This window comes from Enterovibrio qingdaonensis, from assembly GCF_028683135.1.
Lineage (GTDB): Bacteria > Pseudomonadota > Gammaproteobacteria > Enterobacterales > Vibrionaceae > Enterovibrio > Enterovibrio qingdaonensis.
On record NZ_JAJUBB010000010.1, the window covers coordinates 82692 to 106395 of the forward strand.

Annotated in this window: 20 protein-coding genes and 1 tRNA gene; 5 read left to right on the top strand and 16 right to left on the bottom strand. The window is 47.2% G+C overall.

The window, feature by feature from the left end; translation table 11 throughout:
* Nucleotides 1–21: 21 nt before the first annotated feature.
* Nucleotides 22–597 carry a rhombosortase gene (rrtA, locus tag LRP49_RS14710; RefSeq protein ID WP_274143060.1) on the bottom strand — a complete coding sequence of 192 codons (576 nt, stop codon included), beginning with the start codon at nucleotides 595–597 and terminating at the stop codon, nucleotides 22–24.
* 49 nt (nucleotides 598–646) lie between these two features.
* Between rrtA and LRP49_RS14715 the strand changes: the two genes are divergently transcribed.
* A complete protein-coding gene (locus LRP49_RS14715; RefSeq protein WP_274143061.1) occupies nucleotides 647–1270 on the top strand; it encodes a tRNA-uridine aminocarboxypropyltransferase in 624 nt (207 codons plus the stop codon).
* Nucleotides 1271–1279: 9 nt separating this feature from the next.
* Here LRP49_RS14715 and LRP49_RS14720 read toward each other — a convergent pair whose 3' ends face one another.
* From LRP49_RS14720 to LRP49_RS14765, 10 genes are all read right to left on the bottom strand, one after another.
* Nucleotides 1280–2647 carry an anti-phage deoxyguanosine triphosphatase gene (locus tag LRP49_RS14720; RefSeq protein WP_274143062.1) on the bottom strand — a complete coding sequence of 456 codons (1368 nt, stop codon included), beginning with the start codon at nucleotides 2645–2647 and terminating at the stop codon, nucleotides 1280–1282.
* Nucleotides 2628–3224, bottom strand: a complete 597-nt coding sequence (gene yfbR, locus LRP49_RS14725; protein WP_274143063.1) for a 5'-deoxynucleotidase — start codon at nucleotides 3222–3224, stop codon at nucleotides 2628–2630. Before yfbR ends, LRP49_RS14720 begins: the two co-directional genes overlap by 20 nt.
* Before the next feature lie 211 nt (nucleotides 3225–3435).
* Nucleotides 3436–3714, bottom strand: coding sequence for a ComEA family DNA-binding protein (locus tag LRP49_RS14730; RefSeq protein ID WP_274143064.1), 279 nt, complete (start codon nucleotides 3712–3714; stop codon nucleotides 3436–3438).
* Between the two features lie 188 nt (nucleotides 3715–3902).
* Entirely contained in the window at nucleotides 3903–5792 is a 1890-nt protein-coding gene (gene ppiD / locus LRP49_RS14735) for a peptidylprolyl isomerase (protein WP_274143065.1), read from the bottom strand.
* Between the two features lie 169 nt (nucleotides 5793–5961).
* Nucleotides 5962–6234 carry a nucleoid-associated protein HU-beta gene (gene hupB / locus LRP49_RS14740; RefSeq protein WP_067416220.1) on the bottom strand — a complete coding sequence of 91 codons (273 nt, stop codon included), beginning with the start codon at nucleotides 6232–6234 and terminating at the stop codon, nucleotides 5962–5964.
* Nucleotides 6235–6430: 196 nt separating this feature from the next.
* Nucleotides 6431–8803: an endopeptidase La gene (lon, locus tag LRP49_RS14745; protein ID WP_274143066.1), complete on the bottom strand. Its 2373-nt coding sequence runs from the start codon at nucleotides 8801–8803 to the stop codon at nucleotides 6431–6433.
* A 169-nt stretch (nucleotides 8804–8972) separates the two neighbouring features.
* Nucleotides 8973–10253: an ATP-dependent protease ATP-binding subunit ClpX gene (gene clpX / locus LRP49_RS14750; RefSeq protein WP_274143067.1), complete on the bottom strand. Its 1281-nt coding sequence runs from the start codon at nucleotides 10251–10253 to the stop codon at nucleotides 8973–8975.
* Between the two features lie 137 nt (nucleotides 10254–10390).
* Nucleotides 10391–11014: an ATP-dependent Clp endopeptidase proteolytic subunit ClpP gene (clpP, locus tag LRP49_RS14755; protein WP_274143068.1), complete on the bottom strand. Its 624-nt coding sequence runs from the start codon at nucleotides 11012–11014 to the stop codon at nucleotides 10391–10393.
* 107 nt (nucleotides 11015–11121) lie between these two features.
* A complete protein-coding gene (gene tig, locus LRP49_RS14760) occupies nucleotides 11122–12423 on the bottom strand; it encodes a trigger factor (RefSeq protein WP_274143069.1) in 1302 nt (433 codons plus the stop codon).
* 407 nt (nucleotides 12424–12830) lie between these two features.
* Nucleotides 12831–12907 (bottom strand) — tRNA-Arg (locus LRP49_RS14765).
* 373 nt (nucleotides 12908–13280) lie between these two features.
* Between LRP49_RS14765 and LRP49_RS14770 the strand changes: the two genes are divergently transcribed.
* The 4 genes from LRP49_RS14770 (at nucleotide 13281) to folD (ending at nucleotide 17464) form a co-directional block, all read left to right on the top strand.
* Nucleotides 13281–13778 carry an MgtC/SapB family protein gene (locus tag LRP49_RS14770; protein WP_274143070.1) on the top strand — a complete coding sequence of 166 codons (498 nt, stop codon included), beginning with the start codon at nucleotides 13281–13283 and terminating at the stop codon, nucleotides 13776–13778.
* A 183-nt stretch (nucleotides 13779–13961) separates the two neighbouring features.
* The gene (locus LRP49_RS14775; RefSeq protein ID WP_274143071.1) at nucleotides 13962–15149 is read left to right on the top strand and encodes an MFS transporter; all 1188 of its coding nucleotides are present in this window, start codon (nucleotides 13962–13964) and stop codon (nucleotides 15147–15149) included.
* Between the two features lie 556 nt (nucleotides 15150–15705).
* Nucleotides 15706–16443, top strand: coding sequence for a S1 family peptidase (locus LRP49_RS14780; protein WP_274143072.1), 738 nt, complete (start codon nucleotides 15706–15708; stop codon nucleotides 16441–16443).
* A gap of 166 nt (nucleotides 16444–16609) precedes the next feature.
* On the top strand, nucleotides 16610–17464 hold the full coding sequence (gene folD / locus LRP49_RS14785; RefSeq protein WP_274143073.1) for a bifunctional methylenetetrahydrofolate dehydrogenase/methenyltetrahydrofolate cyclohydrolase FolD: 855 nt from the start codon (nucleotides 16610–16612) through the stop codon (nucleotides 17462–17464).
* Between the two features lie 76 nt (nucleotides 17465–17540).
* Here folD and LRP49_RS14790 read toward each other — a convergent pair whose 3' ends face one another.
* The 5 genes from LRP49_RS14790 to LRP49_RS14810 form a co-directional block, all read right to left on the bottom strand.
* A complete protein-coding gene (locus LRP49_RS14790; protein ID WP_274143074.1) occupies nucleotides 17541–18707 on the bottom strand; it encodes a nucleotide sugar dehydrogenase in 1167 nt (388 codons plus the stop codon).
* Nucleotides 18708–19410: 703 nt separating this feature from the next.
* Nucleotides 19411–20493, bottom strand: coding sequence for a UDP-N-acetylglucosamine--undecaprenyl-phosphate N-acetylglucosaminephosphotransferase (gene wecA / locus LRP49_RS14795; protein ID WP_274143075.1), 1083 nt, complete (start codon nucleotides 20491–20493; stop codon nucleotides 19411–19413).
* A 283-nt stretch (nucleotides 20494–20776) separates the two neighbouring features.
* Complete coding sequence (locus tag LRP49_RS14800; RefSeq protein ID WP_274143076.1) at nucleotides 20777–21289, bottom strand: DUF1353 domain-containing protein; 513 nt, start codon at nucleotides 21287–21289, stop codon at nucleotides 20777–20779.
* A gap of 42 nt (nucleotides 21290–21331) precedes the next feature.
* A complete protein-coding gene (locus LRP49_RS14805) occupies nucleotides 21332–22411 on the bottom strand; it encodes a hypothetical protein (RefSeq protein WP_274143077.1) in 1080 nt (359 codons plus the stop codon).
* A gap of 32 nt (nucleotides 22412–22443) precedes the next feature.
* Nucleotides 22444–23538, bottom strand: a complete 1095-nt coding sequence (locus LRP49_RS14810) for a hypothetical protein (RefSeq protein WP_274143078.1) — start codon at nucleotides 23536–23538, stop codon at nucleotides 22444–22446.
* Nucleotides 23539–23704 lie beyond the last annotated feature (166 nt).

The following is a 23704-nucleotide window of genomic DNA, read 5'->3' on the forward strand; positions in this document are numbered from 1 at the left end:
CGAAAAAGAGAAAAGCTTGGCTCAGCCAAGCTTTTTTTGTTTTACCTCAAGCGCATCACCTGACGGTTTCCACAGCAACGCAAACAGCAGTCCCACTATCGCCCCCGCCCAGTGCGCCTGATAAGCAACCCCTGCTTCTATCATCTGTGCTGTAACAGAATCGCCCCCGCTATAAGCTTCGTAGCTCATTTTGGCAAATCCCCCCACCAGTAACGGCCAGCCTAACGGGACTTTGTATTGAATGTCGCGCACCACGCCCCACACAAACAAGCCATGCAGTACACCGGAAAGACCGGCATACCAGTCAAACGGACTGAGAAACATAACCAATCCAATCACTACCATCATGCACCACACCATGATCACCATGGAGCGCATTTGATAATATTGACGGTGAAGAAACGTCAGTGCCGCGAGTGCTGCAAGGTTCATCGCGATATGGGCAAGATTGGTATGGATGAGATTTCCTGTTACGATGCGCCACCACTGCCCCGATAAGATATCTGCACGCTCCCAAACCAGACGTTGTTGGATCTCAGGGATTTGAGCAATCAGGGTGGCAATCACAATCAAACAGAGAATGCGAATAGCGGACAAGCGTGTCTCCAAACATCGTATTTTCATTTAGTTATAGCGTACCGTGGGAATGAATAAGAAAGCCAGTCGATATTGCGAACAATGCGGAAAAGCAAAAAAAGCCTGCATTTGCGGTCTCATCACGCGCATTGATAGCGACCTCCGCGTTGTGGTTCTACAGCACCCTTCTGAAGTGAATCAGCCCATTGGCACCGCCCGCATTTTGTCGTTATCACTGCCTAACTGTACCTTGATTGTCGGTGAGGATTTTTCTGACAATACGCAACTCAATGCGCTGCTAAGCTGCGGTGACGTTGACTATGCCCTGCTCTATCCAGCAGATACCGCGCACCCAATTAGCGATTGGCAGTCAGGTGTCCAAAAACGTCGCGGGGTCATTCTGCTCGATGGCACGTGGCGCAAAGCCTTCAAGATGTACCAGCTTTCTAAAAACCTTCAACGCTTGCCGTGTGTCATGCTCGATGAAGGCGCAATTGGCAATTATCGCATCCGTAAATCACCGAAAGAAGGCGGTCTCTCAACCGTCGAAGCCGGATTCCATGCCCTTGCAGCATTATCAGGTGATGCGGAACGCTTCACCCCGCTGCTTGACGCCTTTAATGGCATGATTGAGTTTCAGATAAAACACATGCCGCCCGGGGTATTCGAGCGGCATTATGGCAAAGAAGACTGAGACTTCAGGTTAACGAATCGGGTACCAAGGCCCTTGGCTGGTGCCTGTGAACATGGTGGCATGAAGGCGTTGTGCATAGCCGTCAGTCATTGCTGAGATATAATCCGCAATCACGCGGCGGCCACTTTTTCCCTCTGCAATGTCTTTGTGCCAAACGTCTCGGGTTGCCACAGGCAATAAACGTGTCGGGTCAGCATCAAAGGCATCAAACAGCTCCATCACCAATTGCTGACCTTTGTACTCAATCACCTGAAGCTCTGGCTTTTGCACTACGTACTCACTGACGAAGCGTTTTAATATATCCAATACGCGATGCATGGTATCGGACAGCATGGCATTCCATTGCAGTAATGGGTCATCAAATCGATTCACCCCGTCTTGTACCGAAGGTTCTATCTGAATGGCAGTCAGTAAGGTGTTCACCAAGGCACCAATGGCATCTTTGCGCTCGTAATGCGGCCCAAACATTTGCTCACTCAAATGGCCTATATTCGCTTCAAGCCAAGGGTCGCCACATTCTGCAATCTGACTTGCCACGGCTTCCTGCCATTGGTCACGGTTCACAATCCCCATCACAATGGCATCTTCTAAATCATGCACACCATACGCAATATCATCAGCCAGCTCCATGATGGAGCAATCCAAGGATTTGCATGCCGTTCTACCGTGAAAATGATCTGTCGGCTCAGACTTTAACGATATAAATAGCGCGTTATCGTTATCTGACAAGGGCTCCAATACCCAATCAAACCGTGTCAGGTCATCGTCATAGATACCTTTAGCAGGGTGCCACTGTGAAGCCTTCAAATGACGAAAATCACAGACAGCACTCCCTGCAAGGCGTTTATGTGTATCAGCAATCCTCGCCGGATACTTGAGCAGCCCCAGCAAGGTTCGACGCGCCAAATTCATCCCATCATGCTGCGTGTAAGGCTCAAGAAGCGTCAGTATACGAAATGTCTGTGCATTGCCCTCAAAACCACCGTCGTTTCGCATCATGTAATTCAATGCGATTTCACCGCCATGTCCATAAGGCGGGTGACCAATGTCATGAGCAAGGCACAAGCTTTCCATCAAACTGGTGGACGGTAACAAAGGGCGAAACTCCGGCTGCTTCTCTTTTAACTGCGCCAGAATACCGGTACCAATTTGGGACACTTCCAGAGAGTGCGTCAGTCTCGTGCGATAAAACTCGCTGTGTTCCGCACCCAAGACTTGGGTTTTAGCCTGCAGGCGACGAAACGCAGCAGAATGAAGGATCCGCGCGCGGTCTCGTTGGAACACAGAACGTTTATCATTTCTACGCTGCTTGTGTTCATCCGCAAGGCGCGCTTCCCACGCCATATCGACAGAAAAATCACTCATCGCTGATTTCATCCAACGTCAGGCTAAAACTCTTCGCAAAGGTTTCCATAAAGTAGGCCGTGGCTTCGCTGCCTCGGTCTTCCATGGTTTGTTCCAAGCGGCGTTTGGCTTGTTCGAATTCGTGATTGCCCGCGGAGAGCTCCTCCAAACACTTAAGGTAAGCGCAAATCGCATCCGCCTGCTTAACCAGCCTGTAGTCGTCTGGGTCAATCACGTCACTGTCTATTAGCGGGCGATAATCATCGCGAAACTCTTCAGGCAGCATTGAGACCAATTTGTCTTCTGCAATCTGCTCTATCTTCTTATACTCATCGGCAATCGCCGGGTTGAAGTACTTAATCGGCGTAGGCAGGTCGCCCGTTAGCACTTCGCTACAGTCATGAAACATCGCAAGCAGTGCAACGCGTTCAGGCGAATACGTGCCACCAAACTTCTTGTTTTCAATTAAGGCCAGCGCGTGTGCGACGAAAGCGACTTGAAGGCTATGCTCGGAGATATTTTCATTGGAGACATTGCGCATTAACGGCCAGCGATAGATAAGTTTCATTCTGGCGAGGTAAGCGAAAAAGTGGCTGGTTTTGTTACTCATAACGTCCTTGGCACCCAGATAACGGTTTGTCTACTTCCATTCTGTTGCCGATACGTCTAATTCTCAAGCCTAGACGCCGAGTTTTGCCGGACAATTTTCCGTACTTAGGGGTCACGCGATAAAGATAGACGTACAAAGGAACCCTAAAAGCTAGACGGGGAGAGCGTGCTCCCCAGCACACGGCTTCATCGTTACAATCACATGGCGTGGTTTAAAGCGTTATGCGATCGCGATTCTTCTCTACGATGGCAGAGCCAATACCTTTGACATCAGACAGGGAGTCAACACTCTCAAATGCGCCATTTTCCGCTCTGAAATCAACGATAGCCTGCGCTTTGCTCTTACCAATACCATCCAGATACTTATCCAGCTCTTCTGCATCCGCCGTATTAATGTTCACCGCAACCTCATGCTCCGTTGCCGAAACAAAGTTAATAGGTGCAAAGGCGAGGACAACGGCTACAAAGGCCGCAGATAGAAATGATTTCATGGTTTTACTTTCCTTGTTTAATTATGCATCCGATATGTTGTTAGAGACGCGCTCCAACGGAAAACAAGGGTAATGAGTCAGGTAAGGAAAACCATTTGAGGGAATAAAAAAACGACGGGGCGCGAAATGCGCCCCGTCGGTGTGACTTATCAATTACAACTAAGTGCGTTTTGGACTGACAGTAGCTCTTATTGCTCTGCTTGATCCAATGAGTAGGTCACTTCAGTGTTAGCTTTCAGTTGCTCAATCAAAGACGCCAGATCGGTATTCGCCAAGGTGCGAGATACGCGGTCAGCCAGTTGGCTCTCAAGGCTAATCTCAGCAACTTCTGGGTCTTTCACGCTATCCAGCGCAACCACAACCACATCACCATTTAGCGCACGAGTGAAACCAAACTCACTCTTACCTTCAGCAGGTGTCGCCATGGTAAATGCCAATTCTGCCACTTCACGCTCAGTGGACGCGCGATTGATTTCAGTGTCAGTGCCGAATTCATAGCCTGATGCTTTCAGACCTGAATCGTTGCCTTCACCCAACTCAGTGACCAGCGTGTTAGCCAGTGCTTCAGCCGCTTTCTCGCCTTCTTGACGTTTCAGCAGTGACGTCACTTGCGCTTCAACGTCTTCGTAAGGCAATACCATTTCTGGACGAGAGTCATCGACACGGACAACAATCACATGCTCTGGCGCAATTTCAATGATGTCTGAGTTCAAACCATCTTCACGGACTTCAGGCTGCTGCAGTGCTTGCTGCACCACTGGCGTTGCCAGAGAGCCTTGCAAGTCAGCCAGCGACACAAAGTCAGTTTTTTCAACTTTCGCGTTTACAGACTCAGCCGCTTCATCCAGGTTATCTGGCATTTCAAATGCTTTTTCCGCCAGCTCGTTTGACAAAGAATAGAACTTCTCTGCCGCGTGCTGTTGCTTCAGCGTAACCAGAATCTCGTCTTTCACTTCTGCAAATGGCTTCGCATCAGACGGCTTAACGTCGTCCAGCTTGATGATATGGAAACCGAAGTCAGACTGAACAACACCAGACACATCGCCTTTGGTCTTCAGCGCGAACGCCGCGTCTTCAAACGCTGGGTCCATCACGCCTTTGTCGAACCAATCCAGTTGACCGCCCTGCTCTGCACTGAACGTATCGTCAGACTCAGTTTTCGCCAATTCCGCGAAGTCTGCACCTGCATTCAGTTGCGCCAGTACGCTTTCAGCTTTCTCTTTCGCTGCTGAATCGTCACCTTGGATCATGATATGGCTAACTTTGCGTTTTTCCGCCGTACCGTAAGAGGCTTTATTTGCTTCGTAGTAAGCTTTTGCTTCTTCTTCGGTGACATCTGCAACGTCAGCAATGCTATTGCCCGTTAGCTCAACATAAGAAATCTTGAATTGCTCTGGACGCACAAACTGAGAAGAATTCTGCTCGTAGTATGCTTTCTTCTGCTCATCAGTGACGTCAGCTTTATCAGCAAACTCTGAAAGCGGCAGCGTAACAGTGCGAACCATACGCGTTTGGCCTTCCAGCTTGTAGATTGATTGCAGTTCGTTTTCCAGTGCAAATTCACTGTTCGTCAGTGCTGAAATCAGCTGCTCACGAACCAAATCTTGACGAACATACTCCGCGAATTGATCGGGTGTCAGACCGGTACGACGCAGTGCAGCAAGGTATTGATCGTTGTTAAAGATACCGTTGCTTGCAAACGCAGGCATTGAACGGATTTCTTGTTTTACCTGCTCATCACTGACGCGAAGGCCCAGCTTGGTTGCCTGTTGATCCAGCAACGCTTGGTTCACCATACGGTCAAGTACATTGCGGCGGAATTGAGCCAGGTAGGTAGGGTCGCTCAAAAGTGTTGAGAAGAAGTCCCCTGCCTGAGCTTGCATCTGCTGACGCTCGTTCTGGTAGGCCTGCTCAAACTGATTGCGGCTAATTTCTTGATCACCCACTTTTGCTGCTGGTTCTACAGAGCCGGTGGCTAAATAGCCGCCTACACCCGCAAAAACAAAAGAAAAGATAATAAGGCTTAAGATGATCTTAACGGCGAGGCTGTTAACGCCTTCGCGTAGTCGCTCCATCATAACGTGCCGTCTCTCCTGCTAATTCTAACGTTCGTTTCTTAAAACTAAAAAAGCGCATCTCGAGATGCGCCTTTACACTCTGATTTGACCTGATTATACGCCTATGTCGCAGACATTACAGCCTCAAAAATGGGCTCTTCGCGACAAAGAGCAAAACGGCAAGTTAGATTTAGTTAACCGCGTCTTTCAGAGCTTTACCAGCTTTAAAGCCTGGGACTTTAGCAGCTGGGATTTTGATTTCCGCGCCAGTTTGTGGGTTACGGCCAGTACGTGCTGAACGCTCACGAACAGAAAAAGTACCAAAACCTACAAGTGCCACTTGGTCACCGTCTTTCAGGCTGTCTGAAACTGCTTCAATCAGAGCATCCAGCGCGCGACCTGCAGACGCTTTAGAAAGATCAGCATTTTGTGCAATTTTATCGATTAACTGCGACTTGTTCACTATTTATCCCCTTTACAAACGAACCACAAATCCCATTTTTTGCGGCGGCGAACAGCAAATTGTCCACCTAAGTTATCAAACAAGACCTACAAACGCTGTAGCTGTTAATAATTAAGGGCTTGCAGCGTTTCCATTAACTTAGCCCTCAAAAAAAACGCTGACAAGCCTTTTACCGACTGTCAGCGCTTTACGTTGCTTAATTTTGCTGCGCGTCACTCTTTTGGGGCGTCACAAGCTCGATTCCAAGCGGATTGTTCTGAAGTGCTAACGTCAAAACATCATCAATCCAGCGTACGGCATGGATGTCTAGATCGGCTTTCACGTTATCAGGAATCTCTTCCAGATCACGTTCGTTCTCTTTTGGAATGATCACGGTTTTGATACCGCCACGGTGAGCAGCCAGCAGTTTTTCTTTCAAACCACCAATTGGCAATACTTCACCACGCAGGGTAATCTCACCGGTCATCGCCACATCAGCACGCACAGGGTTACCTGTTAAGCTCGATACCAGCGCAGTACACATTGCGATACCCGCACTTGGGCCATCTTTCGGTGTCGCACCTTCAGGCACGTGAACGTGAATGTCACGCTTCTCGTAGAAATCGTTATTGATACCCAGCTTTTCAGCACGAGTACGGACAACGGTCATCGCAGCCTGAATCGATTCCTGCATCACGTCACCCAGCGAACCGGTTTGTGTCAGTTTGCCTTTGCCCGGCATAGATTCGGTTTCGATAGTCAGCAAATCACCGCCTACCGATGTCCATGCAAGACCCGTTACCTGACCAACACGGTTACTCTCGTCAGCTTTGCCGTAGTCAAAACGCTGAACACCCAGATAGTTCTTCAGGTTTTCCTGACTGATCGTGATGGTCTTCAACTCTTTGTTCAGCAGAATCTCTTTCACTGCTTTACGACACAGTTTAGAAATTTCACGCTCAAGGCCACGTACACCCGCTTCACGTGTGTAGTAACGGATAATACCGATGATCGCTGAATCTTCGATGGTCACTTCATGCGGTTTCAAGCCATTACGCTGAACCTGTTTTTCCACCAAGTGTTGCTTCGCAATATTCAGTTTTTCGTCTTCGGTGTAACCCGACAGGCGAATCACTTCCATACGGTCAAGCAATGGGCCTGGGATGTTCATCGAGTTCGACGTCGCCACAAACATCACATCCGACAGATCGTAATCCACTTCCAGATAGTGATCGTTGAACGCATTGTTTTGTTCCGGATCCAGCACTTCCAGCAGTGCTGAAGATGGGTCACCACGCATGTCTGATGACATCTTGTCGATCTCATCAAGCAGGAACAATGGGTTTTTCACGCCCACTTTTGCCATCTTCTGAACCAGTTTGCCCGGCAAAGAACCAATGTAGGTACGACGGTGACCACGGATTTCCGCTTCATCACGTACGCCACCCAGAGCCATACGGGTGTACTTACGACCCGTTGCTTTCGCAATAGACTGACCCAGTGAGGTTTTACCTACACCTGGAGGACCAACCAAACACAGGATTGGACCTTTCAGCTTATTAATACGGTTTTGTACGGCTAAATACTCAAGGATGCGTTCTTTCACACGCTCCAAACCGAAATGGTCTGCATTCAGAATTTCTTCCGCTTTGGCCAGATCTTTCTTCACTTTTGAACGCTTCGACCATGGCACACTCACCATCCAATCGATATAGCTGCGCACAACGGTGGCTTCTGCAGACATCGGCGACATCATCTTAAGCTTCTGAAGCTCTTGTTCTGTCTTTTCTTTTGCTTCCTGAGGCATTTTAGATTCTTCAATCTTCATCTTCAGGCTTTCAAATTCGTCTGGCGCGTCATCCAGCTCACCCAGTTCTTTCTGGATAGCCTTCATCTGCTCATTCAGATAGTACTCGCGCTGGCTCTTTTCCATCTGCTTCTTAACACGGCTGCGAATACGCTTCTCAACCTGCAGCAGATCGATTTCTGATTCCATCATGGTCATCAGAAACTCAAGACGCTCGGCAATGTCGATGATTTCCAGCACTTGTTGCTTGTCATGCAGCTTCAGCGGCATGTGCGCAGCAATGGTATCGGCCAAACGCGCCGCTTCATCGATACCGTTAAGTGATGTCAGAACTTCAGGCGGGATTTTTTTGTTTAGCTTGATAAAACCTTCAAACTGACTGATGGCCGTACGTACCAGTACTTCCTGCTCACGCTCGTCCATTTCTGGGGTCACGAGATACTCAGCTTCAGCCGTAAAGAAATCATCTTCGCGGAATTTTTTAATATCAGCGCGCTGTAAGCCTTCTACAAGAACCTTCACTGTGCCATCAGGCAGTTTCAGCAGCTGCAAAATTGACGCGACTGTACCTACTTCATAGAGGTCAGAGATGGATGGGTCGTCGGTCGCTGCGTCACGCTGAGCAACCAATAGAATCTGCTTATCATTGTCCATCGCTGCTTCAAGGCAACGAATCGATTTATCCCTTCCCACAAACAGCGGAATAACCATATGAGGATAAACGACCACGTCACGCAAAGGCAGGACCGGAATTTCAATGCGCTCGGAACGCTCCAAGTTCATATTTTTCTCTCTTCCGTTTTTGATATTAAAGAGTATATGGGGATAGTTTGTCAGGATTCAACGGCGTAGCCAGCAGAAAGTAAAAAAGGGGGCTCAAGCCCCCTTTTTTCTGTACTCTGCTAGCACAAATGATTAATTTTGCAGCAGAATAACCGCACAAATAGACGTATTACTCAGCACCCGCTGCCTGATTTTCCGCCGCTTCGTAAATTAGCAGTGGATCAGACTCGCCTTTGATGACCGATTCATCGATAACCACTTTGGTGACGTCTTTGTTTGACGGCAGGTCGTACATGGTGTCCAAAAGTACCGCTTCAACGATAGAACGAAGGCCACGTGCACCGGTTTTACGGTCCATTGCTTTCTTCGCAATCGCTGTCAACGCGTCATCTCGGAACTCAAGCTCTACGCCGTCAATTTCCAGCAATGCTGCGTACTGTTTGGTCAGTGCGTTTTTCGGCTCACGCAGAATTTGCACCAGCGCATCTTCGTCCAGCTCACTCAGAATCGCGGTCACTGGTAGACGACCAATAAATTCTGGGATCAAACCGTATTTCACCAAATCTTCTGGTTCAACTTGGCTGAACAAATCGCTCAACGTTGCTTCTTGGTCTTTAGAACGCACTTCCGCGCCAAAACCAATACCGCTACCTTTTGCTACGCGCTGATCGACCACTTTGTCGAGGCCAGCAAATGCACCACCACACACAAACAGAATCTTAGAGGTATCTACCTGCAAGAACTCCTGCTGAGGGTGTTTACGGCCACCTTGAGGTGGAACGGATGCAATTGTACCTTCAACCAGTTTCAACAATGCTTGCTGAACACCTTCACCGGAAACGTCACGGGTGATAGATGGGTTATCAGATTTGCGTGAGATTTTATCGATCTCATCGATATAAACGATGCCACGTTCTGCTTTAGCGACGTCATAATCACACTTCTGCAGCAGTTTTTGGATGATGTTTTCTACATCTTCACCCACATAACCTGCTTCCGTCAGCGTGGTTGCATCCGCCATTGTGAACGGTACATCCAAGAAACGCGCTAGGGTTTCTGCCAGTAGCGTTTTACCGCTACCCGTAGGACCGATCAGCAAAATGTTACTTTTGCCCAGCTCTACGCCGTCTGCATTGGTGTCGCCATTTTTCAGTCGTTTGTAGTGGTTATATACCGCTACGGAAAGCACTTTTTTCGCTCTTTCCTGACCGATAACATAGTCGTCAAGGTGCGCACGAATTTCCTGTGGAGTAGGAAGTTCGTTACTGTCGCGCTTCGGCATGACCTCTTTTATTTCTTCACGAATGATGTCGTTACATAGGTCAACACACTCATCGCAGATATAAACAGAAGGTCCAGCAATTAACTTGCGTACTTCATGCTGGCTTTTGCCGCAGAAAGAGCAGTACAGCAGTTTGCCGCTGCCACCGTCTTTTCGCTTGTCTGTCATTCGCTAACCTCTTTAGGCTCTCGCCCATGTTTGCCATGATCTGAGTCTATAACATCTCAGCAGAAATAACAGAATGCTGAGAGACTCAATTCCGAATCAGTTAGCGTCACAGACCCTAACTGTCTCAGAATTAAAAATTAATCACGTTTTGCCAAAACTGCATCTACCAGACCATATTCCGCTGCATCAGACGCAGCCATGAAATTGTCACGGTCAGTATCGCGCTCGATCACTTCTAACGGTTGGCCTGTGTGCTCAGCTAGCAGGGTATTCAGTTTTTGTTTGATGGTCAGGATTTCCTGCGCATGGATCTGAATGTCTGAAGCTTGGCCTTGGAAGCCGCCCAGTGGTTGGTGAATCATTACACGAGAGTTTGGCAGACAGAAGCGTTTACCTTTCGCACCACCAGCAAGCAAGAACGCGCCCATTGAACACGCCTGGCCCATACACACAGTGCTCACATCTGGTTTAATGTACTGCATGGTGTCGTAAATCGACATACCCGCAGTTACGGAACCGCCTGGTGAGTTGATGTAAAGGTAAATGTCTTTGTCTGGATTTTCTGATTCGAGAAACAGCAACTGCGCCACAACCAGATTTGCCATATGATCTTCGACCTGACCGGTCAGAAAGATCACACGCTCTTTCAGCAAGCGGGAATAAATGTCATAAGAGCGTTCGCCGCGGGAAGTCTGTTCAACAACCATCGGTACCAACGCATCCATGATAGAAGGCATTCCGTTATTATTTTGAAAGCTCATAGTCTTATTTCCCTAAAATAAATGGCCCGGATGAAATTACTTCATTCGGACCATTGTTATCAGAAGAGTGAATTCTAAGTCAATTGTCCACTCAACAATTCTAGCACTTACGCTTGAACTGGGTTCATCAGTTCGTTAAAGCTTTGCTCTTTTTCAGAAACTTGTGCTTTAGCTAGCAGAGCGTCGATTGCTTGCTCTTCCAGTGCGATGTTGCGCATGTTTTCCATCAGACGCTGGTCTTTCTCGTAGTATGCTACTACTTCAGTTGGATCTTCGTAAGCTGAAGCCATATCTGCGATCAGTGCTTTAACGCGCTCTTCGTCAGCTTTCAGTTCTTCAGACTTGATCACTTCACCCAGAAGCAGACCAACAACTACGCGACGACGTGCTTGTTCTTCGAACAGTTCACGTGGCAGTTCAGGAGCGTTCTCCATTTGGCCACCGAAACGTTGAACAGCTTGCTGACGCAGAACGTTGATTTCTTGGTCGATCAGAGCAGCTGGTACGTCGATGTTGTTTTGCTCAACCATACCGTCGATTACTTGCTCTTTGATCTTGTTCTTAACCGCTTGCTTCAGTTCGCGTTCCATGTTTTTACGAACTTCTGCTTTCAGGCCTTCAACGCTACCGTCTTCAACGCCGAAACGTGCAACGAACTCTTCAGTCAGTTCTGGCAGTTCTTGCGCTTCAACTTTGCTCAGTTTGATGTCGAACTTCGCTGCTTTACCTTTCAGGTTCTCAGCGTGGTAGTCTTCTGGGAAAGTCACGTCGATAGTGAACTCTTCGCCCGCTTTCTTACCAGAAATACCGTCTTCGAAACCTGGGATCATGCGGCCTTGGCCCATAACCAGTGCGAAACCTTCAGCTTTACCGCCTTCGAATTCTTCGCCGTCGATAGAACCAGTGAAGTCCATAGTTACACGGCTGTTTTCTTCAGCAGCTGCGTCAACTTCAGACCAAGAAGCCTGCTGCTTGCGCAGAGTCTCGATCATTTCAGCAACGTCTTCTTCTTTAACGTCAGCTTGTGGCTTAACCACTTCTACTTTGTCCAGATCTTTCAGCGCGATTTCTGGGTAAACTTCGAAAGAAGCTTTAAATACCAGATCTTTGCCCGCTTCAGTGTCAACTGGAGTGAAAGTTGGTGCACCCGCTGGGTTGATTTTCTCTTTGATGATTGCTTCGATGAAATGACGCTGCATCACTTCACCCATCACGTCGTTACGTACAGCTTGGCCGTACATACGTGAAACCATCTTCAAAGGCACTTTACCTTTACGGAAACCATCGAAACGACGATTTTTAGCAATGTTGCGTAGTTCAGCAGTAACTGCGTCTTCGATGTTTGCTGCTGGAACAGTGATAGTCAGGTGGCGCTCTAGGCCTTCTGTGGTTTCAACGGTAACTTGCATTGTATATTTAACCTCAAAACTTACTCAGGTTTGCTGAGTGATGTTGCACGGCTCCTGCCGTTAGCATCCTTTCGTGCTACAACGAATCTATCGCCATAGCGCCTGTGAATCGGGATACTTAGCGTCAATACGCCAGCATCGATAAACCTCAAAACACGAGGCGTGATTTTTAAGACGCGCCATTATAGCGGCATGGCCCGAATGAGTCGAGACGGGCTGTATCCATCGTCGTGTTTCTGTGAGATTGGGGCGGTAAAATCAAATTCAAGGGGAAAACTGAAGAAAATACGCAGAGATTCGCGGAAAAACGTCAAATTGAGGCAGTAAAAACTGAATACGCGAAAAACCACCATAAAGCGGTGTTGATTCAAAAAGATAAATAAAGGGAGACTTTCAGAAGGAAGAAGTGGCGCGCCCTACAGGATTCGAACCTGTGACCCACGACTTAGAAGGTCGTTGCTCTATCCAGCTGAGCTAAGGGCGCACTTCATTCACACTCAGTGAGAGTGCAAGGCCGGATTATAAAGCCCAATACACTGTCGTCAACGGTTTTCCTTATAAAAGCCTGTTAAGTGTCTAGAAAACAAACATTCAACTCACTATTGCATTAAAACCGCCTCCAACCACAAAACAACGAAATCATAATGACGATTCCCGCGATTACGTGACTGGCATTTTGCAAGGTCAAGCCCACCAGCATCCCTCGCTGTCGGCTGTTTAGGTAGATGAACAAACTCTGACGTAAACACAAAAACATTTCATCATCTTTGCCCTTGAGCTTTTTCACCCTCAAGAGGATAGTGCACCACACTTTTTTCGTGCCTTATTTTTCCGTTTATATAGAGGAGACACCGTCAGTGGCCGAGTTTTGGGATATTTCTCCATTCAGTTGGGAAGGCGTATTAACCTGCGCGGCCTGCGGTTGGATTCTAGGTTTGGAACGTCAGCTTCGTGGCAAACCCGTTGGCATTCGTACTGCCATTCTTATTGTGTTAGGCACTTACGTCTTTATGCGTCTGGCTACTTCGCTTTCCGAAAACTCTCTCGACCATGCACGGGTGCTAGGGCAAATCGTTACCGGCGTTGGCTTTTTAGGTGCTGGCGTGATGATGTCGCGTGATGGACAAATTCAGGGCGTTACATCCGCAGCAGTCGTTTGGTTAATGGCAGGCCTAGGCATGATCATCGCGTTTGACTATGGTCGTCAGGCTCTCCTTTTATGTGGATTTGTACTTTTTGTTTTGGTCGGTATAGATAAAGTAGAAACCACCTTTTCATCTTTAACAAAAGGCGTGCATAAAAGCTGGGAAAAGAAGCGAAAAAAGACCGATAAATCAATCAATTGCACAGACTAGCCAAACATAATTATGCAGTTGATTTTTAATCAATTAATTTAATCGTCACGACAAATTTATCTCTCTTTACGTTTATCCTTGGCGAAAGAATAATCGCACCAGATCACATAATTCTATGTGTTATACCCCGCACCTCCTGTGCGGGTTTTTTCGTCCTAAATTCAATTTGATAAGAGAAAAGCATTGCAACAGAACCCTGTTATTCAGGCTGATCGCAACAGCCCACTTGTGCCTGTTATCAGCCTAAGCCTTTTTGCAGTTGCCTCAGGATTCCTGATGAGCCTCATTCCACTTGCACTTGATGCAAGAGGTATGTCGCACGATCTTGCATCTTGGTTAGCAAGCGTATTTTACGCTGGCCTCTTGGGCGGTTCGCTGATCAGCGCGCGCATTGTAGGTAAAGCAGGTCACCGTAAATCTCTGGTTGCTTTCCTTATTGCGATTGTCGGTACTGTCGGTTTGATGGCAACCATTGCCTCACCTGCGGTATGGCTAGCCGCGCGTTTTACCGCCGGTGTTGCGGTTGCCGGTGTATTTGTCGTTATCGAATCTTGGCTGCTAATGGCTGACACCGAAAAAGCACGCGCCAAACGTTTGGGTCTCTACATGGCGTCACTATACGGTGGTTCGGCGTTAGGACAGCTTGGCATCGGTATGTTTGGTACCGAAGGTGCACTGCCACTGATGGTTGTTGCTGCGCTGTTCTCTGCGGCAATGTTCCCACCACTGGTGATCCGCAAAGGCCAACCACAATCTGTTGCACACACCAGCATTCATTTTAATGAAATGAAAAGCCTGCCAGCGGCAGCCTACATTGGTTGTATCGTATCAGGCCTGATTCTGGGTGCGATTTACGGACTGTTGCCATTGGAGTTAGAAGCCAAATACAGCCATGACCAAGTAGGCGCATTGATGGCAATCGTGATTTTGGGCGGTATGGCTGTACAGCCATTGGTAAGCTGGCTGAATTCACGCGTAGAAAAATCGCTGCTGATGGCACTCTTCTGCCTGGTTGGATTGCTTTCTATCGCGATGTACGAAATTGCCACCGTGGCAGCGGGCATGATGGCAGGCCTGTTTATTATGGGTGCAGCGGCATTTGCGCTTTACCCTGTAGCTATCACGTTGGCCTGTCGCGATCTTAGTGCATCAAAAATCGTTGCAGCAGCAGAACTTATGTTGCTGAGCTACAGTGTCGGCTCTGTTATCGGCCCTGTGATTGCGGGTGAAGCCATGAGCGTAGAGGGTGGCCTGATGTTCTATCTGGTTATCTGCTTTGCAGCCACATTGATGTATATGCTGGTATCAACCAAGCGTAATCGCTCTCGCGGTGCAAACGGTGTCGATGCAGCATTGCCAGTGGATATGTAAGCCACCGAACTAGGCGTTTTACTCCCTCCTGATTTCACTGGCGAGCGTCAACCTGACGCTCGCCAGTTTTATTCCCTTTTTCCTTTCCCTTTTTCCTTTCCCTTTTCCCTTTTCCCTTTTCCCTTAGCATTACAACACGCTAAACCGTATATTTTTGGCACTTCAGACTCCCGCCCAAACCAAGCGTTTTCTATCGTTTTATATCTAATTTAAAACACGCATATTTACTTAATTTTCGTCGCGATAAATGTAACCGTACAGCCGACGCTTAACTCCCTACTCTCACCCATTTCTTTCACGAATTGACTAGACACTCGTCATTAACCAATAAAAAGCGCACAAAAGAATGGTCAACGGTAAAAATTTGACACTCTGCCTAACTTTACCTACCCACAATCTTTATAGGGACTAAAATTTAATTCAATGTTTACATGCAGTTATTAATTAACTGATAAAAATATCATTAGTAATTTGTACGTTTCAGTTTTGAGACCCTACGCTCAAATTAAGCGACCTGGGAATGCGACTCAAGTCACAACGCCGAGGAGGTACTCAGATGTTTCGGATAGATTGCCGCACCATTGTTACCACACTTTCTTTATTTGCGCTTCAAGGCTGTATTCTGGTAAATGGCCCATTAGAGGTTGTCGAAGAAACCAACGCTCCTGCTGTAAAATATCTTCCTGTTGGAATTCCTTTATTACTCGGAGGACATGGCACCAGTGTCCCCATCACTGACGAACTCAGTCTTACTGCCAAACATGTGGCAAAAATCGATTTTAGCGACGTTGTTGCCTTTCACCCTGATTGTGACGTCGCATTAATCAAGCAAGACAACACCAATGTGTCCTTCCCTCCCTTAGCCAAGCTTAATGAAAAAGATGCGCTTATCACCGTAGGCAAAGGACTGGGCGGCGAGATATTGAAAGGCGTCGGCATCTACTATTTGGATGTGCGGTTTGTAGATAGCGACATGTTCGCCAATTGTGATGCCAGTATTACCGATGCTCCCGTCCAGTCTGGCATGAGCGGTGGTGGCGTATTTAAAACCAACGGCGAGCTCGTCGGTATCATTTCCGGCATATCGGGTTCCGGCTTCCGATTATTGGATGGTCGAGAGTTGGGTAACGAGCGCACATCAGTGTTTGTTTCTATGCAAAACATAGAATCATGGTTAGCAACGTCGATTGAAGCGCATTATGACAAGCGTATTGATGAACTTGTTGCGCAAGAACCCGCATTCACAGAGCAGTTTTTCTCGCAATTCATTGAATCTTCTCCAACGTCTGAATAAACCACATAGCAATAACCCCAAACCACATGAAGGTGCTCGCTAATCCCTGCATCTTCAGGTTGTTTGGGGATAGCGCAAAAGGCAAACGTTTGCGCTATAGCCATGTCACACTTTTTTTGTCAAAATAAGGCCTGTTCACCATCCCTTTCATTTCCAAAGGAAAACCATGGCCGCTCAAATCATTGATGGAAAAATTATCTCTCAAACCGTTAGACAGGAAGTCGCCGCACGTGTTGAAGCAAGGAAAGCAGCTGGATTGAGAGTGCCGGGGCTGGCCGTCGTTTTGGTAGGGGATGATCCCGCCTCGCAAGTGTATGTAGGTAGCAAGCGTCGCGTTTGTGAAGAAGTCGGTTTTATTTCAAAGTCATTCGATTTGCCGTCAACCACCAGCGAGACAGAATTACTTTCGTTGATTGATGAACTGAATGCAGACGCCGAAATTGATGGCATCCTCGTTCAGCTACCTCTTCCTGCACAAATGGACACCACCAATGTGCTTGAGCGCATCCACCCTGAGAAAGACGTCGATGGCTTCCATCCCTACAACGTAGGCCGTTTGTGCCAGCGCATTCCAAAGCTGCGCTCATGCACACCAAAAGGGATTGTTACCTTGCTGGAACGCTACAACGTCCCATTACGAGGCAAGCATGCCGTTATCGTCGGTGCCTCAAACATCGTTGGCCGCCCAATGACCATGGAACTGTTGCTTTCTGGTTGTACAACAACCACCTGCCACCGTTTCACTAAAGATCTTGAATCGCATGTGCGCCAAGCAGACCTACTCGTGGTTGCCGTGGGTAAACCCAACTTCATTCCAGGCGATTGGATCAAAGAAGGTGCCGTAGTGATTGATGTCGGTATCAACCGCCTCGATAACGGCAAACTGGTTGGCGACATCGAATATAACGTGGCGAAAGAAAAAGCCAGCCACATTACGCCAGTGCCGGGTGGCGTTGGCCCAATGACAGTCGCCACCTTGATTGAGAATACCTTGCTCGCCTGTGAGCAGTTTCATTCCTAATTAGCATCAACAAAAAAAACCGCCTGGCAAAGGCGGTTTTTTTTGCCATTTCCAGTGACTGTCACAACATCAATGATCAATCCACACCAAACAAATCTCGCGTGTAAACGCGCGCTGCAACATCCTCTAAGTCATCATCCATGCGGTTAGACACAATCACATCCACGCGGTCTTTAAATGCCGCCAAATCGGTAATGACTTCAGAATTAAACAATGTCGCCTCTTTATAGACTGGCTCATACACCACAACTTCAATGCCTTTCGCCTTGAGCCTTTTCATCACACCCAATATCGAAGAAGCACGGAAATTATCAGAGCCCGATTTCATGATCAGGCGATATATCCCAACCACCTTCGGGTTTCTTTCTAAAATCGCGTTGGCAATAAAATCTTTGCGGGTTCTATTCGCATCAACAATCGCCGCGATGATGTTATTCGGCACCTTCTGGTAGTTCGCAAGCAGTTGCTTGGTATCTTTCGGTAAGCAATACCCACCATAGCCAAAAGATGGATTGTTGTAGTGGTTTCCAATACGCGGGTCCAAACACACACCTTGAATGATCTCTTTCGTACTCATCCCCAATGATTCCGCATACGAATCAAGCTCGTTAAAAAACGCGATACGCATAGCAAGGTAAGTATTAGAGAAAAGCTTGATCGCCTCAGCTTCGGTGGCATGGGTATAAAGAATGGGAATATCTTCTTTCGCCGCGCCTTCAACCAATAAGCCCGCAAATTGGCATGCTCGAGGGGTGTTTGCCCCAATGATAATACGAGAAGGGTGAAGGTTATCGTAAAGTGCGCGCCCTTCTCTTAAAAACTCGGGGGAGAAAATAATGTCTTCGGACGAATGCTTTTGCTGCATAGCTGACGTAAACCCCACTGGCACCGTCGATTTAATGACGACTAACGCTCCGGGATTAACATGTGTAACCTCTTCAATGACCTTTTCCACCGAAGATGTGTCAAAAAAATCCGTTTCAGGATCGTAATTCGTCGGCGTCGCAACAATCACCATATCTGCCCACGAGTACGCTTCTCGGCTATCAAGTGTGGCGTAAAATCGAATATCGTCCCGAGATAAAAACGCCTCAATCTCTTTATCCGCAATGGGTGAACGCCCATTATTAAGCTGTGTCACTTTCTCTTTAACAATATCAACCGCGACCACATGATTGTGTTGCGCAAGTAGCATTGCATTCGACAAACCTACATAACCCGTTCCTGCCACGGCAATCTTCATTCACGGTCCTTTTCGGTTTCAGCAGTTAGCGTCGCTTAGTCTTACAGCGTAGTGCCTTATCAGAGACACTCAGGCGGAATAACAAGACATACCTTAAATGTAGAACATGACGCTTTTTCGATAAAAAAGAGGCAAGGAAATGATGATGCGATGTCAGTAAGATGACTCGTTCAATGACAGTCTAAAACGCAAAAAGCCAGTGCTGGAAGGCACTGGCTTTAACATGGGCAAAGAGCGGAGGCAGGAATTAGATCTTAATCTTTGCCCCAATGAATGAAACCGCCTCACACTGAGGACATTTAACTTTTTGATAATGCCTTTTCGTGAGAGAGCGTTCCATAAGGTTACGTCTCATACGAAGAAAGCCACCCGTTTCTTTGCAATTTGGGCATGGCGTATTGCTAAACGTCAGCATGTCTCATACATCCATAAAAATAATGGCTGCAATTTTATGCCGATAAAAAGAGCACGCAAGCCAGATTTTTGGATAATTGGCATTCTGATAGATAGATCACATTATGTGACACCGATTCCATTTTTATTCGTTATATATTCCGGCTAACTTTGAAAGTTGTGAGCATGATTTGTTGCAAGATCATAAAAATCAGGCATTTACTGCAAACAACAGGACAATCCCAGAGTGAGAGGTTTATTAGTGAAAATAAAAAGGGAGCCATCGCTCCCTTCATTTTTGTCTAGATTGTTATCCAGTTGTTTCTTCTTCATAGGGCTGTTTACCTAGCCAGATTCGAATGCGTGATGTGATTCTGAAGATATGGCTGATCACATAGAAATAAATCGCAAACAAAACGAGAAAGAGCATAAACATCGCAGTTTCATTAACCTTATATACCTCGCCTAGAATGCCAATAGCAGCTAAGCAAAACGACAAGATGCAAATCACCACTAAGGTCATGCTTGAAGAAAGACCGATGCGCTGACAAATATGATGGAAATGCTCGCGATCAGGCTTAAACGGCGATTGTCCCTTACGGACGCGCCGCGTCATGATAGTCGCCATATCCATTAAAGGTAATGCGATAAACCAAAGTGCCGCTACAGGGCGAATCGCATCGCTGTGTTCAGCTTGGGAGGCTCGGATTAAAAACCACACCACCGAAAAACCAATCAACATACTCCCCGCATCACCCATAAAGATTTTAAAGCGAGGGCCCAGCGGAATACCCAAATTGAGCAAAATATAAGGTACAAGTGCAGCGATCATCATTGCGCAGTTGGTCGCCAGTTCTATATCACCATTGATTAAGAACATCACACCTAAGGCAGCGAAAGAGACCGACGCCAAACCACCAAGAAGCCCATCAATGCCATCGACCATATTAAAGGCATTAATTGCCCCAATGACCGCCAGCACTGTAACTAAATAGCTTACCCATGCAGGCAGATAAACGGGCACATTCCCCGCAATACTTCCCAAGCTGTCTAGGCTCAAACCCGCGGCAAAAATCATGGCGAGCGAAATTCCTGCTTGTACCAGCAGGCGCACCTTAAAACTGATATCAAACTTGTCATCAAGAACGCCGATGATGATCAATACGGCACCACAAAATAGGTAAAGCCAATCATCAGGATAGGTATCCACGTACAGCAGTGAGGAAATTAAAATCGACACATAAATTGATACACCGCCAATAAGTGGGATTGCCCCTTTGTGATGTTTTCTTTCATTGGGTTTATCGACAAGATTGATTTTCTTTGCCAACTTTCGAAAGGCAAAAAGCAATACGAAAGAGAGAAGAAACGTTGTAAGTACGGCTAAAGACATAGATAACTCGTTTCGCTTTTTAAAATTATCAGCGCAAGAAGATCATTCCTTCCAAATGGATAAAAAACAAGTGCGTATTCAGCGAGTATTGAGGCGGAGTTCAAATATTTAGACTGTATGTCTAACTTATTTTCTGTTGTGGGTTGTAGGCAAAATAAATACTCTCAAAGCGCAACAAAATACCATAATCAGCAGAGAGAAAAAGACTGCCTGTTATAGGCAGTCTTTGTCTTTATTGGTGATACGAAATGAACGTCACGAATTGGGATTTAAAAAATGAGTATTACGAACCAGACTTACACCCACATTTCCCCTCGTTGGGACAGATATCCTGTTCATCCCTTTCTCGGTTGTCTTTCCAAGCTTTTGAGCCTCCAATCATCAACGCGAGATGCGCCAGCGCACTGATGATTTTGGTGCCATTCACTTCTTTACTCACTTGGTGAAACATGACATCCCAAGGTCCTCGCTTAGTGCAAACGAGCGATTTTTTGTAACCGCATTCTGCGGTGTCATCGACTTCCCAAAGGTAGGTGAATCGATAGCCAAAGTCATGAATAAGACCAGGAATAAACAACAACCCAGTCGGTGATAAAAGGAACCACAAGGGCCTGGGGATCGATGCCCCGTCAAACACAAACCCTTTTGGGATCACGTACTCGTGGCCGTTATAGTTGTAGTGCCAGTTCTCCACTACCTTCCAAGAACGAATCGCCGTGATCCAACGCCACAGTTGAATGTGAAAAGGGTGTCCTTTCGTCTTGATCGGAATTGGCTCAAGTATTGGCATACTCATTGTGCGTCTCCCTTCTTCATTGTTTGTTTTGTGCATTGCAACTCACTGGCTTCCCAGCACTTCCTGCGCGCGGTCTTGCCAGGCTTTCACTTCGGTTTTCTTGTCTTCGAACAATTTGAGTAAATCCACAGTAACGAAATACCCCACATCGCCATCTCGCGTCGTCGCACCAAATGAATAGCTATTGTCGATATGAAGCATCAGACCGTGGCCAACATCATCCACGCCCGCCCTGTCAGAGTAAGTACTTACTAAAGATGCGCCACATGCAAAATCGCTTCCAAAACAGCTTTGCCAAGAGTTAATACCGAACCATTCCACCGCCAATGCCGCTTCGAACTGATTCCCATCCGCCGCCTTATCGACGTACTCCATCAGCACACTTGGATGCAGAAAAAAGTATTGGTACTTCGGTGGTAGCACGAATTCATTCGATTTCAGCGCATCACGGTTAAATCGGGCGGTCACCATTCTGTCGAGAAACGTTTGTGAACGCGCTTCGTCAAAATAAGTGTCCCATGCGTTGCCGTAGGCCACCGCTAATCCGTAGATAATCTTTGATTTGCCATTAAACACGGCATCTTTATAGGCATTCACCGCAGACACCCAATCATCAACGTACACTCGACAGGCATTCACCTTTTCAGCACCACATGCCATTACAGCAGCACATTGTTCGCTATAGGCTTGGGTGTCGAGCTCTACCGGTATTGAACCGCCATCAAGGTACAATTCATCCGGCAGGCCACTGCGGCGGCGAGCCTCGTCAAAACCAAATCCAAACAGTTTTTCAGAATCCGCAATCCAAGCACCTGCCGTTGTGTTTTGAAAGGTGAATGACTCAACCAGTGCTGATGCACTGTTAGCACCTGAAAGCCCGAAAACCTGATCAATCTGCTGTGCCGACGCTAGTGTCTCTTTCAGCCATTTCTCCGCTTGCAGTTGCTCGCTCACGGTTAACTCTCTACCCTGCGCCTCAAGCAATATATTGCCAAACGCGTTTGAGGTTTTTGTTAATGATGCCCAATGTGCATTCCCACTGTCTGCATTACACTCTGCGCCCCATGCAACACCATGACTCAAACCAACAATGACGCATAGAATGGTTGATATCCGCTTCATCTCACGCTCCTCTCTTTATTTTCATCAAGGTCTTAGTCATCATCAGGGTCTTGGCCCAGCAGGCCCTCAATGAATTCGCCGTATGCTTTTATCATCGAGACCAAACCTTTCAGATCATCGAAGGAGTCAATCGCAGAGACATAATCCTTAATCGCTTTCACGCCGCTATGCACATCTTGCACGTCACGGTGCGCTTCATCGACTTCCGCATCGCTAACGTTAAACGTGCCTGTCGGCATCACCCTGTCTAAAAACTCAATCGCCACGTTGGGGTTCGTTAAGTAGCCAACCAAATCATGCGGATTAGCCGAATAGGTAAACCTTTCCGTTTCAATACGCACGTAGTTACGCTGAAAGACCCTTGCACTCACCCACTCTTCATCAAATTTCGGGTCAAAACGACCGAAGAGCGTAAAGGGGTCAAACTCATGAAAAACATTAAAGAAGTATTCCGCACACCCTGAGTCATCCGTCGCGGGTTTCACCTTACTTAGTAGCGGGTTCAGGCTCGTGCCTAATACATTCCGGTTCACCGAATACAGCAACTGGCTGACATTCGATATCATCCAAAGGGAGTCAATTCTCAGTTCACCCGGTGTATAGGCATGTCGCTTTCCGTTCTCGTCTTCTATGCCTTTGTCATAAAGCTTCGCCAGCATGTCGTGCATTGCTGCGGTTCCTAACGAATGCGCCATCACATGCACCGCTTGGTCGCTTGTCCGCGTTGACATCGCCTCAGCAAATTTCTCTGCGAGTCGCAACCTTACGCGAGGGCCATGGAGACCAGCATACAAGAGCACATCCAAAATATGGGTGGTGAAAAAGGTGTCTTTATCAATGCGTGATTCAAGGGAGACAATTTGCTGAATAAACGAGGCAGGAAGATTGCTGTGCGTTTTAAAATAGGCACTGATAGGCTCATTCGCGGCTTTAATACGCTTTCTTTCTGCCTCGAAGATATCGTCATAGCCAATGGAGACGATTTCAACGTGGTCTTCAAACTTTGTATCTTTAGAGGAGGGATAGCGACTCAACGCTATGTTTGCGGCTTTAATTACCTTCTTTTTTGTCGCTTCTGCAGTGTGTTCACCCATGCCATGGGTTACGACAAGAATAGATTTTCCCATACTTACCTCGGCCAAATGCCAGACAACAAGACAGGCTTTTAATATTTGTATAATTGCGTCATACGCGGTGTATTGATTTTGGTAATACACGCTTACAGACGTGATTACCTCAATCTCTTATGTGATTGCTCTTATGCGACTGCTCTTAGGCGACAGAGCTTATGCC

Bases quoted from the DNA above. Each gene is read 5' to 3' on its own strand.
- LRP49_RS14715 (WP_274143061.1), top strand. From the start codon at position 647: ATGAATAAGAAAGCCAGTCGATATTGCGAACAATGCGGAAAAGCAAAA.
- LRP49_RS14720 (WP_274143062.1), bottom strand. From the start codon at position 2,647: ATGAAATCAGCGATGAGTGATTTTTCTGTCGATATGGCGTGGGAAGCG.
- yfbR (WP_274143063.1), bottom strand. From the start codon at position 3,224: ATGAGTAACAAAACCAGCCACTTTTTCGCTTACCTCGCCAGAATGAAA.
- LRP49_RS14730 (WP_274143064.1), bottom strand. From the start codon at position 3,714: ATGAAATCATTTCTATCTGCGGCCTTTGTAGCCGTTGTCCTCGCCTTT.
- ppiD (WP_274143065.1), bottom strand. From the start codon at position 5,792: ATGATGGAGCGACTACGCGAAGGCGTTAACAGCCTCGCCGTTAAGATC.
- lon (WP_274143066.1), bottom strand. From the start codon at position 8,803: ATGAACTTGGAGCGTTCCGAGCGCATTGAAATTCCGGTCCTGCCTTTG.
- clpX (WP_274143067.1), bottom strand. From the start codon at position 10,253: ATGACAGACAAGCGAAAAGACGGTGGCAGCGGCAAACTGCTGTACTGC.
- clpP (WP_274143068.1), bottom strand. From the start codon at position 11,014: ATGAGCTTTCAAAATAATAACGGAATGCCTTCTATCATGGATGCGTTG.
- tig (WP_274143069.1), bottom strand. From the start codon at position 12,423: ATGCAAGTTACCGTTGAAACCACAGAAGGCCTAGAGCGCCACCTGACT.
- LRP49_RS14780 (WP_274143072.1), top strand. From the start codon at position 15,706: ATGTTTCGGATAGATTGCCGCACCATTGTTACCACACTTTCTTTATTT.
- folD (WP_274143073.1), top strand. From the start codon at position 16,610: ATGGCCGCTCAAATCATTGATGGAAAAATTATCTCTCAAACCGTTAGA.
- LRP49_RS14790 (WP_274143074.1), bottom strand. From the start codon at position 18,707: ATGAAGATTGCCGTGGCAGGAACGGGTTATGTAGGTTTGTCGAATGCA.
- wecA (WP_274143075.1), bottom strand. From the start codon at position 20,493: ATGTCTTTAGCCGTACTTACAACGTTTCTTCTCTCTTTCGTATTGCTT.
- LRP49_RS14800 (WP_274143076.1), bottom strand. From the start codon at position 21,289: ATGAGTATGCCAATACTTGAGCCAATTCCGATCAAGACGAAAGGACAC.
- LRP49_RS14805 (WP_274143077.1), bottom strand. From the start codon at position 22,411: ATGAAGCGGATATCAACCATTCTATGCGTCATTGTTGGTTTGAGTCAT.
- LRP49_RS14810 (WP_274143078.1), bottom strand. From the start codon at position 23,538: ATGGGAAAATCTATTCTTGTCGTAACCCATGGCATGGGTGAACACACT.